The organism is Aliiglaciecola sp. LCG003 (assembly GCF_030316135.1).
Classification (GTDB): Bacteria; Pseudomonadota; Gammaproteobacteria; order Enterobacterales; family Alteromonadaceae; genus Aliiglaciecola.
The window spans coordinates 469201-484173 of the sequence record NZ_CP128185.1 but is presented as its reverse complement, the minus strand read 5'-3'; the positions used below and the strand labels follow the sequence as shown (position 1 = coordinate 484173).

At 42.6% G+C, this 14973-nt stretch carries 14 protein-coding genes; 4 read left to right on the top strand and 10 right to left on the bottom strand.

What is annotated here, in order from left to right; genetic code table 11:
• Positions 1-109 precede the first annotated feature (109 nt).
• The 3 genes from QR722_RS02045 to QR722_RS02035 are packed head-to-tail and all read right to left on the bottom strand — an operon-like array spanning position 110 to position 3005.
• Positions 110-1951, bottom strand: coding sequence for an ABC transporter ATP-binding protein (locus tag QR722_RS02045; protein WP_286285095.1), 1842 nt, complete (start codon positions 1949-1951; stop codon positions 110-112).
• Between the two features lie 18 nt (positions 1952-1969).
• A complete protein-coding gene (locus tag QR722_RS02040) occupies positions 1970-2581 on the bottom strand; it encodes an RraA family protein (protein WP_286285094.1) in 612 nt (203 codons plus the stop codon).
• A gap of 7 nt (positions 2582-2588) precedes the next feature.
• Positions 2589-3005 carry an MAPEG family protein gene (locus QR722_RS02035; RefSeq protein ID WP_286285093.1) on the bottom strand — a complete coding sequence of 139 codons (417 nt, stop codon included), beginning with the start codon at positions 3003-3005 and terminating at the stop codon, positions 2589-2591.
• 150 nt (positions 3006-3155) lie between these two features.
• Between QR722_RS02035 and QR722_RS02030 the strand changes: the two genes are divergently transcribed.
• Together QR722_RS02030 and QR722_RS02025 are read left to right on the top strand one after the other, a co-directional pair.
• Positions 3156-3971 (top strand): class I SAM-dependent methyltransferase, encoded by an 816-nt coding sequence (locus tag QR722_RS02030; protein ID WP_286285092.1) that lies wholly within the window; start codon positions 3156-3158, stop codon positions 3969-3971.
• 71 nt (positions 3972-4042) lie between these two features.
• A complete protein-coding gene (locus QR722_RS02025) occupies positions 4043-6139 on the top strand; it encodes a M13 family metallopeptidase (RefSeq protein WP_286285091.1) in 2097 nt (698 codons plus the stop codon).
• A 417-nt stretch (positions 6140-6556) separates the two neighbouring features.
• On the opposite strand, the gene dbpA is transcribed toward QR722_RS02025, so the two are convergent.
• The 4 genes from dbpA to pyrC all read right to left on the bottom strand — a co-directional run bounded on the left by dbpA (position 6557) and on the right by pyrC (position 10395).
• Complete coding sequence (gene dbpA / locus QR722_RS02020) at positions 6557-7936, bottom strand: ATP-dependent RNA helicase DbpA (protein ID WP_286285090.1); 1380 nt, start codon at positions 7934-7936, stop codon at positions 6557-6559.
• Positions 7937-7976: 40 nt separating this feature from the next.
• Entirely contained in the window at positions 7977-8666 is a 690-nt protein-coding gene (locus QR722_RS02015) for a crotonase/enoyl-CoA hydratase family protein (RefSeq protein WP_286285089.1), read from the bottom strand.
• Positions 8667-8678: 12 nt separating this feature from the next.
• Positions 8679-9155: a type 2 periplasmic-binding domain-containing protein gene (locus QR722_RS02010; protein ID WP_353506897.1), complete on the bottom strand. Its 477-nt coding sequence runs from the start codon at positions 9153-9155 to the stop codon at positions 8679-8681.
• 205 nt (positions 9156-9360) lie between these two features.
• Entirely contained in the window at positions 9361-10395 is a 1035-nt protein-coding gene (gene pyrC / locus QR722_RS02005; RefSeq protein ID WP_286285088.1) for a dihydroorotase, read from the bottom strand.
• 166 nt (positions 10396-10561) lie between these two features.
• Between pyrC and QR722_RS02000 the strand changes: the two genes are divergently transcribed.
• Positions 10562-12301: a bifunctional lysophospholipid acyltransferase family protein/GNAT family N-acetyltransferase gene (locus tag QR722_RS02000; RefSeq protein WP_286285087.1), complete on the top strand. Its 1740-nt coding sequence runs from the start codon at positions 10562-10564 to the stop codon at positions 12299-12301.
• A 97-nt stretch (positions 12302-12398) separates the two neighbouring features.
• Here the strand turns inward: QR722_RS02000 and QR722_RS01995 are convergent, their stop codons facing one another.
• The 3 genes from QR722_RS01995 to QR722_RS01985 form a co-directional block, all read right to left on the bottom strand.
• Positions 12399-12962 (bottom strand): PhnA domain-containing protein, encoded by a 564-nt coding sequence (locus QR722_RS01995; RefSeq protein ID WP_286285086.1) that lies wholly within the window; start codon positions 12960-12962, stop codon positions 12399-12401.
• A gap of 79 nt (positions 12963-13041) precedes the next feature.
• A complete protein-coding gene (locus QR722_RS01990) occupies positions 13042-13545 on the bottom strand; it encodes a hypothetical protein (RefSeq protein WP_286285085.1) in 504 nt (167 codons plus the stop codon).
• A gap of 184 nt (positions 13546-13729) precedes the next feature.
• Positions 13730-14248 (bottom strand): lipocalin family protein, encoded by a 519-nt coding sequence (locus QR722_RS01985; protein WP_286285084.1) that lies wholly within the window; start codon positions 14246-14248, stop codon positions 13730-13732.
• A gap of 141 nt (positions 14249-14389) precedes the next feature.
• Here QR722_RS01985 and QR722_RS01980 point away from each other — a divergent pair, with 141 nt between their 5' ends.
• Positions 14390-14935: a GbsR/MarR family transcriptional regulator gene (locus QR722_RS01980; protein WP_286285083.1), complete on the top strand. Its 546-nt coding sequence runs from the start codon at positions 14390-14392 to the stop codon at positions 14933-14935.
• Positions 14936-14973: the final 38 nt, after the last annotated feature.

Sequence of the window (14973 nt, the reverse complement as noted above, 5' to 3'; positions counted from 1 at the left end):
ATATACACCTAGATTTCAGAGCTTAACAGCCATTACATAAAGAGGCGGATTACTCCTGCTGCACTTAACCTGCATGGGGCACCCGCCCTAGTGCTAACGAATCTTAAAACTATTCTACGCCTATGAATCCACCAGTTTGGTGGGCCCATAACTTGGCATAAATACCATTCAAGGCAAGTAATTCAGCATGGCTACCCGACTCAACGATTCGGCCTTCGTCGAGTACCAATAACCTATCCATTTGCGCGATAGTGGATAGACGATGGGCAATTGCCAATACAGTCTTGTTTTCCATCACTTTGTTCAAACATTGCTGGATAGCCACTTCTACTTCAGAATCTAATGCTGAGGTTGCTTCATCCAAGATAAGTATTGGAGCATCTTTAAGCATTACCCGAGCAATTGCGATTCGTTGTCGTTGACCACCTGACAATTTCACTCCCCGTTCTCCCACCTGAGCATCGTAGCCAACATTGCCATTTAGATCAGACAAGTTATGAATAAACTCATCGGCTTCAGCCTGTTTGGCCGCCTGAATCATCTGTTCTTCAGTGGCATCTAGTTTGCCGTAGACAATATTCTCTCGTACTGAACGATGTAACAAAGAGGTATCTTGCGTCACCATGCTGATATTGGCCCGCAAACTTTCCTGCGCTACCTCTTTGATGTCTTTGCCATCAATCAGAATTTTACCGCTTTGAATGTCGTAAAAACGCAATAGTAAGTTAACCAAAGTTGACTTACCGGCACCGGATCGCCCAACCAAGCCCACCTTTTCGCCAGGTTTTATCGATAGATTTAACTTGTTGAACACCTCAATTGGCACTCCTTCTGGACCGGCATAACCAAAGTCTACGTGTTGAAACTCTATCGCGCCGCCCTTGACGTCTAAAGCTGGTGCTTGCGATTGGTCCTGAACGGAAACTTCATTAGATAAGGTATTGATGCCATCTTGAACAGTGCCGATATTTTCAAATAGTGAGGATACTTCCCACATGATCCACTGTGACATGCCGTTTAGTCGTAAACACAATGTGATAGCAACGGCCAAGTCGCCAGGACTAACAATATTATGCAACCAAAGATAAATAGACAGTGCGCTCATACTAAAAACTAACAGGGCGTTGGAAAACCACACACAACCGTACAACAGTGTTACCAGACGCATTTGCGGGTAAACCGTATTTAAGAAGCCGGACATACCTTCTTTAGCGTATTCCGACTCTCGGCTGCTATGAGAGAACAACTTCACCGTCATGATATTGGTGTAACTATCCACGATGCGTCCGGTCATTATTGAACGTGCATCTGCTTGTTTCTGAGATGCTTTTTTCAACCTTGGTACAACTGATCTGAGGATAATGAAATACACGCACAGCCAAATCAGCAAGGGCACACTTAAGCGCCAATCAATGGAAAAGACCATCACCACGATACTGACAAAGTAGACGCTGACATACACCAGAATATCTAATAGCTTCATTACCGCTTCGCGCACAGCTAAAGCGGTTTGCATGACTTTAGTGGCGACCCGACCCGCAAATTCGTTTTGAAAAAAACCGATACTTTGGCCGATTAAATAACGGTGTGCCTGCCAGCGAATTTTCATTGGGTAATTACCCAGTAACGTTTGGTGAGTCAGTAACGATTGTAAAATAACCAAACACGGCAAAATAATCAGTATTACCGCAGCCATCCAAAATAGGCTATTAGTTTCCTCGGCGAGGAAGGTTTGTCGGTCTTTCTGAGACATCCAATCGACCAATTGGCCAACATAGCCAAAAAGTGACACTTCTAGTGCTGCAACCAATGCGGCAAGGACTGACACGGTAAATATGGCTGGCCACATGCCTTTTGTATAATAGCGGCAAAATGCAACGATAGACTTTGGAGGCTGAGTCGGATGCTCAACTGGGAACGGTGCGACTAACCGTTCAAAAAACTTAAACATGAAAATTCCATTGTGAGTTTATTTTAAATCAGAGATTAATTTTTCGATATTGTGTTTATGACTGTCTTGCCATTGCTGTAACGTCGTAGCAGCATCTTTGTCCGTGCGCGCTTTGGCAACTTGGTATACTGACGGGATTTGATCTTGAGGTACCACGGCTATGCCTTCTTCATCAGCTATAACTAGATCGCCAGGATTGACAGATACCCCACCACAAACAATGGGTTGATTCAGGGCCGAATATTTCTTTTTTGCTCCAGGCTTGGGGATCACCCCTCTAGCAAAAACAGGAAATTGTAAATCCCGTACTTCGGCAAGGTCTCGGATCACGCCATCAATCACAAATCCGGCAATGCCTCGACTTTGCGCAATAGCACATACATTGCCCCCGGCCACAGCAAAGTTCGGATCGGCTTGTACAACTATTATGTCACCTGCATTGGCCTGATAGATTGCTGCGTGCAACATTAGATGATCTCCAGGTTCACACAAAACCGTGAAAGCGGGTCCTGCGATCCGCGGGGGTTGAGGCCATAAGCTGTGAATTTGGTAGTCGACAAATTGCTCTCTTGGCAATCCGTCTGCGTACTCGCAAGGTGAAATCTGTTTGTATTTATCGAAATCTGTCATAAAAAAGCTAACCTGTGAATTTAGTAAACAGCATAAACAACCAATAGGCACTTATCGCGACTTGGATCAAAAAGAATATAAAACGTAACAGGACAGCTAACACTGATGTAGATATCAAGTGGGTAATAGATTGGCTAAGCCTTGCAGCCAAGAGAAAATAAGCCAAGCCATCGGTAATAATCGTTGATGATGTAGCCAACGCCAACAGCAACACCCCCCCTGTAAAAACAAAACTTTCAGCACAGTTAGTTTGGGCTCGAGTGAGTCGACGTCCGAAAATAGGTGAGCTTGCCCCATCCGGGCTAAACTCGTTCGCTAAGTGCTCTTTGCTAAGTACCAATTTGGTCCGATAAACGCCAATTGCAATCAATAAAAGAAGCGTCCAACTGATATAACCTATCAACGCAATAATTGTGGCATTCAAAATAATTTTCTCCATGTTATGAATAGCAAATAAAGTACCTTAAATAGAGATTAAAAAGAAACCCGAATTGTTCTGTTACAGTTTTTAATGCAAATTTGCTGGAGTTAACGTTATGCTAGGCATTGTAATTAAATTCACAGTCGCTGTACCATGAAACTATCTACATATTTCAAGGCCTTGTTGCCTTTAATTTTGGCAAGCCAAATAGTAAATGCTGATCAAGCCAATACAATAGTCCCGAGTCGTTCTATATTATCTGCGCAACAATTAACTGCATTGCTGGCATCACCAACCCGTCCCAACGAAGATAGCCAAAGAGATAAAGCCCGAAAACCGGCACAAATACTAGGTTTTAGCGGTGTGGCATCCGGTGACACCGTATTAGATTTGTTCAGTGGAGATGGCTGGTATACCGAATTGTTCTCTATGGCGGTTGGTCCTGATGGAAAAGTATATGCTCAAAACGATGAAGTGATTTGGCGATTTGCAGAACAAGGTATAAAGCAAAGAACCAAAGATAACCGTCTGCCCAACGTCGTCCGTTTGGACAACATCGCTATTGATAAAATCACTATTCCAGATGATTCTGTTGATATCGCCTTTATGGCGCTCAATTACCATGATTTATTTTTTACCGAGATGACCCAAAACGGTAAACTGATCCAACTACGGCAAGAATACGTCGACCACAAGAGTGTACTGGCTCTGTTAAAACTGAAGCTCAAGCCCGATGGTATCGTTATTATAATCGATCATGCTGCTAGCACGGGATCGGGTTATGAAGCAGCTAATCAGTTGCATCGTATCGACCCCGAAATTGTTAAAGCGCATTTTACTGAGGCCGGGTTTACATTACGCGAAGAGGCCTATTACCTGCGTAACAAAAATGATACCCATCAAAATTCTGTGTTTGACCCGTCCATTCGGGGCAATACCGACAGATTTATATTTAAGTTCGGTAAGTAATTTTTGCTTACCTGTTTGATGTCATCCGTACTTGCGCATGGAAGCAAGACCATAACTAATGAGGTGTATTAATGAAAAAATACTTACTATCTATCGCTGTAGCCGTTGCCCTTGGCGGTTGTTCGAAATCAGAAAACTCCCAGATTCAGTCCAAAACAGGCGCAGAGCAGACTGAACAATCCGTTACTAAAGTTAGTCAAAAGATTGACCGTGCTAGCATGGCATCTGGCATTTCCCTTGAACAAATAGACAATAGCATCAAACCTGGCGATAACTTTTTCAAATACGCCAATGGCAAGTGGTTAGATAGCGTAGAAATTCCAGAAGATAAAGCCAGTTACGGATCATTTCAAATCCTCAGAGACGAAGCCCAAGAAGATGTAATGACTATAATCAAAACATCTGCAGATGGTGATTTTAGCGCAGGATCAGATGAGCAGAAAGTCGGCGGCTTGTACAATTCTTTCTTGAATATGGAACAACGTGATGAAATCGGTATCGCACCGCTCAAACCTGAATTTGCCAAAATAGATGCGATTGGAGATTACCAACAACTAGCTCAGTATTTTGCATACGCAAACAAGCACAGTTTTGGTGCGCCTTTTTCGGTGGGTCAATATGTTGATTTCAAAGATCCAAATGCATACATGATTCTAACCTGGCAAAGTGGAATTGGCTTGCCTGAGCGGGAATACTATTTCAAGGAAGACGAGACTTCTGCGAGTATCCGTGCACAGTACATAGATCATATTGCTCGCATGTTTGAACTAGCTGGTTTAGAAAATGGTAAAGAGCGCGCTAAAGTGATTATGGCGCTAGAAACTCGCATCGCCGAGCAGCATATGAAAAAAGAACAGACCCGTGATATGGTTGGGCTTTACAATAAAGTCCCCGTGGCTGAACTTGCTGAATTGATGCCAAAGTTCCCGTGGCCAACTATGTTGGACGCTGCTGAGTTGAGTGATGTTGATTACCTCGTCGTCACTCAATTAGATTTCATGCGCAGTATGGACAACATTATTGCCGATACGGATTTGGAAACCTGGAAAGTGTTTTTAAAGTGGGGAGTGATAAACAATACCGCTACTTACCTCACCAGCGAGTTCGATCAAGCTAATTTCGAATTTTATAATAAGACTCTTTATGGTGTTCAAGAGCCGCGCCCAATGTGGCGTCGTGGAGTTAACTTAGTTAACCAACATCTTGGCGAAGTGGTCGGTAAAGTCTATGTGAAAGAGCACTTTTCACCTGAGGCAAAAGAACACATGATGGGCCTAGTTAGCAATCTCTTAAAAGCATACGAAGTCAGTATCAAAGAATTAGATTGGATGTCGGAAGATACCAAAGCTGAAGCCTTAGATAAATTGTCCAAGTTCACTCCCAAGATTGGTTACCCTGATAAATGGAAAGACTATAGTGCATTAACCATTGCAGAGAATGATCTGTTGGGCAATGTAAAACGCTCTAACGAAGTACAATACGCACAAATGTTAGAAAAACAGAAAGGCCCTGTGCAAAAACATGAGTGGGCGATGAATCCACAAACGGTTAATGCCTACTACAACCCCCCTATGAATGAAATCGTGTTCCCAGCGGCTATATTGCAACCTCCGTTTTTTAATATGGAAGCTGAAGACGCCGTTAACTACGGTGGAATTGGTGCGGTAATTGGTCATGAAATTGGTCACGGATTTGATGATGCAGGAAGTACCTTCGATGGCGACGGAGTGCTGCGTAATTGGTGGTCTGAAAATGATAAAACTGAGTTTACCACCCGTACTAAACAACTCATTAGCCAGTATAACGAGTTCGAAGCACTCGAAGGTGTTCACGTAAATGGTGAATTTACCCTCGGCGAAAATATTGGTGACTTGGGCGGTATATCTATTGCACTTAAGGCTTATCAGATGTCTCTAGCAGGTGAAGAATCACCCGTTATAGATGGTTTCACTGGTACTCAACGAGTTTTCTTAGGTTTTGGGCAAATATGGGCTAACAAATATCGTCCAGAAACCCTAAGAAATCAGATTGATACCGATCCACATTCTCCTAGTGAGTTCAGAGCCAATGGCGCAGTTCGCAATGTTCCTGAATTCTATGATGCCTTCGATATTAAGCAAACTGACGCTTTGTATTTGGAACCAGAACAACGTGTGAAAATTTGGTAATCGCACATTATCAAAACTAAAGAGCGCTAAGGCGCTCTTTTTTTACCTCTATTTTTAGCATCCCACTATTTGGACAGGCATGATTATTGTGATTATTGACTGTGTATTTAGCACTATTTGGACAGTCAAAATCCTTCACCCGCGCTTTCTTGACTGTGCCACTATTTGGACAGGCATGATTATTGTGCCACTATTTGGACAGGCATGATTATTGTGATTATTGACTGTGTATTTAGCACTATTTGGACAGTCAAAATCCTTCACCCGCGCTTTCTTGACTGTGGATATACTTTGCAGAGCTGCAACTAATTGATAGTTTATTCGCAACAATAAAGTGCACTAGGGGACTTTCGATTGAGGTATTAAGTTTACGGCCGCAAAGGTAACTTGCGGCTAGAGGGAGGAAGTAGTATTGAATCAGGCTAATTTACGGGCCCTAAATTTACGCCCTTTCATTGAGCCTTCATTAAATTGTTTAAGACTACGTTTTACGCTTCTCAGTTTAACGGCCACATAGCTATGGGTTGCTGTTACATTGATTTTACCCACATCCTCGCTCGGCACTTCCGCATCTTTGGTTAGAGCGCCAAGGATATCGCCTGGTCGAAGCTTGGCTTTTTTACCGCCGTCTATACAAATTGTCTGGAATTCAGGTTGGACAATTCGATTAGCATGAAAACGCATTGCTTGAATACCTTTCCATTCTAATTTCTGTTGTTGATAATCTTCAACAGCATTGGCTCTGCCAATCTCATTGGGGTTGCACAGCGTTAAGGCTAGACCTTCTGCATCTGCCCGCCCCGTCCGGCCAATTCTATGCACGTGAACTTCTGGATCCGGCGTGATTTGATAATTTATAACTGCGCCCACCCCTTTGACATCGAGCCCCCTGGAGGCTACATCTGTGGCAATGAGCACTGAAACACTTCTATTCGCAAATCTAACCAAGACTTGATTACGGTCTCTTTGTTCTAAGTCTCCATGCAATGCCATTACAGAGAAGCCCAAAGCAGTCAACTCATCATCTAATGTTTGACAGGCAATTTTCGTATTGCAAAATATAATTGCCGATTCAGGCTGATATTCGCTTAACAGTGCAGCCGTTGCTTTGACCCGATGGTTTTCATCAACTTCGAAAAACAACTGTTTGATTTTATTTGTATCGTGGGTTGACTCTACCGTGACTTCAATTGGGTTACGCTGAACCTTGAGGCTGATTTGTTTAATCTGATCGGGATATGTTGCAGAAAAAAGCAGGGTTTGACGATCATTTGGAGAGGCCTTGATTACAGCTTCCATTTCATCTTCAAAACCCATGTCTAACATCCGATCCGCTTCATCCAAGATCAAGGTTTTAACGTCATGTAGCTTTAAGCGTCGCTTAGATAAATGATCCATGATGCGACCTGGCGTACCAACAATGATATGAGCGCCATGGGACAGGGAACCGATTTGCGGTCCCATAGGCGTCCCACCACACAATGTCAGGACTTTCATATTTTCGATCATACGGCCAACGCGACGGATCTCTTCTGCCACTTGTTCAGCCAGCTCTCGAGTTGGGCACATAACCAATGCCTGAATACGAAAGCGTTCAACTTCCAAGCTATTTAGCAACCCCAAAGCAAAAGCCACGGTTTTACCGCTGCCCGTTTTAGCTTTTGCGACAACATCTTTACCTGCCAGAATCTTTGGTAGACTTTGCGCTTGAATTTCAGTCATTTGTGTAAAGCCAAGGGTTTCAAGGTTGGCCAATAATTCTGCTTTGAGCGGTAGGGTATTAAACTGTGTTGTCACATTATTCTCTTGCTTAGTTAAGGGATATTATCATTCGAACTTACAGTGAACCTGAGCGGTCTTTTTCGATACACTGGTCCAATAGCGCTAAAAAGTCAGCACGGGCTTTTAATTTCGTTTGGCGATGGGCTTTCATGTCTAATGAGCTCATAGCAGCAGCAACTTTGCGAATTGTTTTCGCGAACTTTTTAGGCTTAACCACTAAGTCTAAGAAACCAGCATCGAGAGCATACTCTGGATTAAATATTTCTGCGTTCAAAACCGAACGACTAAAATACACTGGGTTGAGGCGCTCACGAGCAAGTTCTATACCGGTATAATGCATAGTCATACCTATAGCAACTTCGTTTAATCCTATTTTAAAATCACCATCGACGCCGATTCGATAATCCGCAGACAGCAGTAAAAAAGCACCTTTAGCCACCGCATGACCAGAACAAGCCACAATTACTGGAGTTGGGAACGACAATAAGCGTTTAGATAATGTTGAGCCTTTTTCGACTAAAGACATAGCCGACTCCATGCTTTCTTTCATTACACTCAAATCATAACCCGCTGAAAACATGCCTTCTTTACCCGTTAACACAACCACTAGATTATGTTGTTCGGCTTTATCCAAGCTAGCATTCAGTTGTTCAATAACATCATGTGAAATGGCATTCGCTTTGCCGTTATCTATAGCAATAAGAGCAAAATTATCGTGTTTTTCGTAGTTAACAAGTTTTGTCATTTTTGGTTCCGCTTATTGATCCCATAGATTCAACACACCATTTTCTATGTGCATAGGAATGCGTATAGGTTGAGATTCATATTGTTTTAACCACTGCTGACTTAGCTCAGCAAATTCGGTTGTATTTTTATATTGCTCCGCAGCAATCATGAGTTTCTGCACCAATTTTTTGTTGCTCTCCACTTTAGACAAAACCAAGTAGCTACGCATTGTTTGGTACATAAACACGCGAGTTAATGCATTGCAATCATTTCCTTTAGTAGCACAGAAATATTGCATTCCTGGGTCAGAGAAAAAAATAGCCGCATTAGAGCCATCTAAAACAGCGTCTATCGCAAGCTGCCAATTGGCATACTCATGGATATTGTTGAGACCTTTATGGCTTAATATTTTGTGTCGAAAGTCGTCTTTTAATACCGCAATAGAGGATAATGCAGATAACTGCTCAACCTCAGTGTACTGGTTCTTATCACCCTGTGCAGAAAACACTGCAAATACAGTACTATCAGTGAATTCATCTTGACTGTAAGACTGGTATTGCCCTCGTTATCTACATTTTTCTATCTAAAAATAGCAATTAGAAGCTATCGGGTCCAATCTATGTTAGCCGCTTTTTAGCATAGCGACAAACTGTACCTAAACAGCCCAGCTTGCCACAGCGAAATGCAAGAGGGCGTCCGCCGACTGAATGCAATCAACCAATCAACTTCCAATCCAACTGCTGACCCGCAAAGAAGGGCACTATCGGATTTCCGTTAGGTAAAATAATTTGCTCTGGCACATGCCAGCTTTGCTTCGCTAGCGTGATCGTTTTGGTATTTCTTGGCAAACCATAAAAATCGGCACCGTGGAAGCTAGCAAATCCTTCCAATTTGTCCAAGGCTCCAATTTGCTCAAATACCTGTGCGTATAGCTCTAACGCACTCCAAGCACTATAACAACCGGCGCAACCACAGGCAGACTCTTTTCGATGCTTTTCATGGGGAGCCGAATCTGTACCTAGGAAAAACTTACTTGAACCTGACGCAACTGCTTGTTGTAGCGCCTGTTGATGGGTACTGCGTTTTAGGACTGGCAAGCAAAAATTATGGGGGCGGATACCGCCAACTAATAAATCATTACGGTTCATCAGCAAGTGCTGAGGGGTAATGGTTGCTGCCACATTGTCCGAGCTATAGTTGACGAATTCGACAGCATCGGCTGTTGTGATATGTTCAAACACAACTTTTAGATTTGGGTATGTACTAACGATGTTACGCAAGTACCTATCGATGAAGGCCTTTTCTCGGTCGAATATATCTACGTGAGACTCAGTAACTTCACCATGTACTAACAATAGTAACCCCTGCTTTTCCATTTCCTCGAAAATGGGAAACAGTGCTTGGATACCTTCTACGGCTGCTGCAGAATTGGTGGTAGCCCCAGCGGGATACAACTTAGCGGCCACCAGCCCTGCCGCTTTTGCATCTAAAATATCTTGTTTGGTGGTGTTATTAGTCAGATATAAAACCATCAATGGCTCAAAGTCACTGTTATCAGGTTTGGCAGCGAGAATTCTAACTTTATAGTCTAAGGCCATTTCGGCGCTGGTGATAGGTGGCATCAAGTTTGGCATGACAATCGCGCGGCTAAAGCAACGGGCGGTGGCCGCTACCGTCTCAGTGAGCATATCCCCGTCGCGGAAATGCAAATGCCAATCATCAGGAGCAATTATGGTTATTTTTTCCATTTTTTACCTTCAACTATTTTGGTAATTAAAACGATTCATTCACGGTCTAACTCTATTATGCCCGAAAAACGGTTGGAAGAATCTTTTGCGTTACAATAATAGCATTTGATATAAGTGTTGAAGTAATCATTGTTTACATCTATTGAATTATTACTGGGCCCTATCCATGTCAGCATCTATTAGTCTTAGCAATTTATTGCCGGCAGAAAAGTCCAGCTTATCTCTACGTGTCGCACTTAGCTTATTGGATCGCATCATCGGCATAAAAAAGATGGACCGTATCTATAAGCAGCATCAAATGCAGAACATGAGCAAAGAGGATTTTGCCCGAAAACTGCTTGATGTAATGGATATATCCGTTCAAGGTGGGCTAAAACTGCAACAGTCTATCCCAAAAACGGGACCTCTAGTGATCGCCAGTAATCACCCATTTGGCGGTATTGAAGGAGTGATATTGTGCTTATTAATAGGAGAAATAAGACCCGACCTTAAGGTGCTTGCCAATCTAGGTTTAAAGTTGTTTGCGGAGCTCAAAGACTATTTTATATTCACCAATCCTTTATCTGAAAAAGATCCTAAAAATACGCCTTCAATCAGAACAAGCTTAACGCATGTGCAGCAAGGAGGTGCGCTACTCATATTTCCCGCCGGACGGGTTTCGTATTATCAAGCAGCAAAGAAGCGGATCAGTGAGCACGATTGGAATCGGGTTGTTGGCAAACTTGTTAGCGCAAGCAATGCCCAATATCTGCCCATTTTCATAGAAGGTCAAAACAGCCCTTGGTTTTACCGTTTAGGAAGAGTGTATTTTCGGGTACGGATGCTTATGTTAGCTCGAGAGTTTCTAAACAAACAAAATTCAGTGGTTAACATTAGCTGCGGAAACCCAGTAAAGTCATCGGTATATTCACCTCAAAATACCATTCACCACGCGGCCTTGTGCCGCGTACAAAGCTATTGCCAAGATCCGAATTGGCGACTTGATTGGCCAGCCAATCACATATTGAAGCAGCAGACTATTGGCCAACCTGTGGAATGGCGAAAAATACAACATGAACTAGAAGTGCTGCCACCAGAACAATGCCTGCTGACTCATAATGACTTCAGTGTTTATTATGCTATGCATGGGCAAATTCCAGCGACGTTAAATGAAATTGCCCGTCTTCTTGAACTGGTGTTTAGATTGCACAACGAGGGCTCAGGAGAACCGATAGAGAGCGACGATTTTGATCAGACCTACACACATTTGTTTGTGGTAAACCACAGCAAACAGCATGTTGTGGGAGCTTATAGAATGGGCAGAACTGATGTTTTACTGCAAGATAATGATTTAACGCAGTTATATTTAGCCCGAATGTTTAATTTTTCCAGTGAGTTTGTCAATCGACGAGCTCCTTGTTTGGAGCTGGGACGTTCTTTCTTAATTCCCGAATACCAACGCAGTTTTCAGGGCTTATTGCTGCTATGGCGCGGAATAGGTACCTTTGTATGTAAATTTCCTCACTATCGGACATTATACGGAACTGTATCCCTAAGCAAACTATACGACACCCGAAGTGTAGCAATAATGAAGCACGCATTGGTTACGCCAACAGACAAAGTAAGTGCCCAGGTAGAATTTGAATTTCCATTGCATCCAGAGTTGCACGACTACGCTAATACTTACAGTCTTAAAGATGATTTAGCCGCACTGCTTGCCTGTATAGAAGAGGATGGAAAGGACATTCCTGTGTTAGCCAAACACTATCAAAAATTAGGCGCCCAGTTTCATTCCCTTGGCATAGACAAAAACTTCAATGATACACCCGGACTACTGTTAAGTGTTGATTTGGCAAAGGCACCAGAAAAGCTATTGAAATTGTACATGGGAAAGGGTTGGCAAGCTTATAGGAACGGCCCATTGTAACCGGGCTAATTTCTCTATGTTCGATATAGATTCAACGGCTGGCAAGAATTGCTATTGCCCGGTTCCAATTAGAACCAGGCTTGAGACACATTGATTATTATGACTTTTTGGTAAACGCGCTAATAATGACGATTCGCTGCCCGTTGATTTTACCTTCAATATGTTCTGGATTACTGTTTAAACCTATCCCTCGAACAGCAGTACCTCTTTTGGCTGTAAAATTAGCACCTTTCACATTCAGATCTTTTACCAATGTTACCGTATCACCTGCCTGCAATATTGTGCCATTACAATCAAGTGTTGGTTCGTCGCTGTGCTCAACAAGGCCAGCTTCAGCCCATTTGAGCATCTCTTCATCTAAATACATCATGTCCAAAAGATCTTGTGCCCATCCCTCAGAAGATAGTTTTTTTAGCATTCGCCACGCGACAACTTGAACCGCTGGTACTGTGCTCCACATACTGTCATTTAGGCATCGCCAATGATTCATATCAATATCAGCCTCCCCATTTAGCTGAGCGGCGCAGGTTGCACAAACCATAATGCATTTGTCAGCGTGTGCCTCAGCAGGCGGGACGTCATAAACACTGAGTGAATCAGAAGATGTGCACAATTCACAGGTTTGATTACTGCGAGAAAGAAGAGATTGTTGGATAGACATAGCGTGTGGCCTGCAAGTTGGATTTAAGCGCCGCTATTATGCATAAAATCCATACTTTTTCTATGGTTAATACGTATTTCTAGGCAAGCTTGCGGTCAAATGTTGCTGTTGCAGGAGCAATACCGAATGAATTAGGGGAGCTTTTACCCTGCAATGAGCGCAGTACAGCCAGCAAAAAGAAGTGGTGAATTGCATGGTTAGCAACAAATACCAGTTCTCTGCCCAAGGTTGAGGTCACTTGGACACTCTTGGCTTGAGTTATACTGATTTCGCTAATCACTTGGAGCTCATGCTGCAACGACACCTCACTATGCTGTAAAAACCAGTGTTCTATATCATCCCATTTCGTTTTAGCCAGAACTGGGCAGGTTTCGAGGTTAGATAATCTGTCACGTTTGTTGTAATCAATAATGCCAGATTCAACCCCGCTTATTAAGGCCGTATAATGGTCGATGATGTGGCGCATGTGGGCACCCGCACTGCCCGATGAATGTGGATTGGAAGTACAAATATAATCGTGTTGTGTAACGTCCTGCAAAAACTGTTTGGCTTGTTGGACAATTTCAAGTTGGCTATCGAGCATGACTTACCTTTGTTGTTATTTTGGCAACTGAGCACAGAATATGTTGAGCTTCAAAATCTAAATATCTAGAGATTAGTTATCATTATGACAAAAAAACAGCGTTCGAATTCAGCATGCAAATAATTATAGTGCTCAGAAACTTAAGACCTTTATAACAATCCGATTATTTCACTATCTAGGCACATCAATGGGGATGTTGCAGATAAATTAACTGCTCTGTAGGAAAACCAGAGTCTTTTGCCGTTTTGATAAGTTGTTGCATGATAGGGTCAGGGAGTGATTTCTGCCGACTAAGTAGCCAAAAGTAGTCTCTGTCGGGACCTGTTACCAAAGCATATTGATAATCTTGTTGATCCATCTCAAAGATGACATAGCTGGCATAAAAAGGCCCAAAAAAAGAAACTTTAAGGTGGCCTATTGACGGCTCACCGACGAAATAGGCTTTACCATTAGCCTCATCCCATTTTCCAGACTCGGGGTCAAAACCTCGGTTTATGACATCTATCCCACCATCTTCTCGCAACACGTATTCTGCTGTTACTTGTTCTAAGCCCCGTTCAAAACTGTGATCCAGTCGGGCGAGCTCGTACCAGGTTCCCAAATATTTCGACATATTGAAATTATCAATTGGTTTAATGCCTTCAGGAAGCGAAGTACAACTAGGTAAAATCAAAACAACTAGTAAAAAAGCTAATTTACGCATAACAATCTCCTTAATATATACAATACGCAAATAATGCACATTTGTATCGGTTCTTAGCTGGCTGGCAAACAAATATATTGATCTATTTAAGCAAACCTTTATAATTTTCAGAAATTACTGAAACTTCAGAAAGAGGCTTTGATGAAAATGACTCCGATGATTGAAACCTTTGTTATGCATTTTGGTGAAATGGGTAGTAGATGGGGTTTCAATCGCACCGTAGGGCAAATGTATGCATTGCTAGTTGTCAATGAACAGCCGCTCAGTGCTAACGACATAGCAGAAGCCTTAAGTATTTCTCGCGGAAACGTGAGCATGGGATTAAAGGAATTGCAGTCTTGGCGTCTAGTGCAAATACAGCATGTTGCAGGTGACAGAAAAGACTATTTCAAAGCCTTAGGCAGTATTTGGGACATGGCAAACAAAGTCTTTGAAGAGCGACGCAAACGAGAAATGGATCCGACTTTGAGTGTGTTACGTGACATTTTGTTGGATCAACCTGCGAATCAACAGGAAGAATATGCCCAACATCGATTGCAGGAAATACATGAGTTACTGGAAAACATGACCAAATGGAGCGAAGAGCTGCAGAGGTTGAGCCCTGAAAAGCTCACCACCCTGATGAAACTTGGTTCAGGAGTTGGAAAAGTACTCGACATGAAAGATAAATTTCTTAAAAACAGTTGAATTAATCCTATGTCATTAATGTTGTTCACACTCGTCAT

Excerpts from the sequence above, each read along its gene's own strand:
- QR722_RS02045 (WP_286285095.1), bottom strand. The coding sequence starts at position 1,951 with ATGTTTAAGTTTTTTGAACGGTTAGTCGCACCGTTCCCAGTTGAGCAT.
- QR722_RS02040 (WP_286285094.1), bottom strand. The coding sequence starts at position 2,581 with ATGACAGATTTCGATAAATACAAACAGATTTCACCTTGCGAGTACGCA.
- QR722_RS02030 (WP_286285092.1), top strand. The coding sequence starts at position 3,156 with ATGAAACTATCTACATATTTCAAGGCCTTGTTGCCTTTAATTTTGGCA.
- QR722_RS02025 (WP_286285091.1), top strand. The coding sequence starts at position 4,043 with ATGAAAAAATACTTACTATCTATCGCTGTAGCCGTTGCCCTTGGCGGT.
- QR722_RS02015 (WP_286285089.1), bottom strand. The coding sequence starts at position 8,666 with ATGACAAAACTTGTTAACTACGAAAAACACGATAATTTTGCTCTTATT.
- pyrC (WP_286285088.1), bottom strand. The coding sequence starts at position 10,395 with ATGGAAAAAATAACCATAATTGCTCCTGATGATTGGCATTTGCATTTC.
- QR722_RS02000 (WP_286285087.1), top strand. The coding sequence starts at position 10,562 with ATGTCAGCATCTATTAGTCTTAGCAATTTATTGCCGGCAGAAAAGTCC.
- QR722_RS01995 (WP_286285086.1), bottom strand. The coding sequence starts at position 12,962 with ATGTCTATCCAACAATCTCTTCTTTCTCGCAGTAATCAAACCTGTGAA.
- QR722_RS01990 (WP_286285085.1), bottom strand. The coding sequence starts at position 13,545 with ATGCTCGATAGCCAACTTGAAATTGTCCAACAAGCCAAACAGTTTTTG.
- QR722_RS01985 (WP_286285084.1), bottom strand. The coding sequence starts at position 14,248 with ATGCGTAAATTAGCTTTTTTACTAGTTGTTTTGATTTTACCTAGTTGT.
- QR722_RS01980 (WP_286285083.1), top strand. The coding sequence starts at position 14,390 with ATGAAAATGACTCCGATGATTGAAACCTTTGTTATGCATTTTGGTGAA.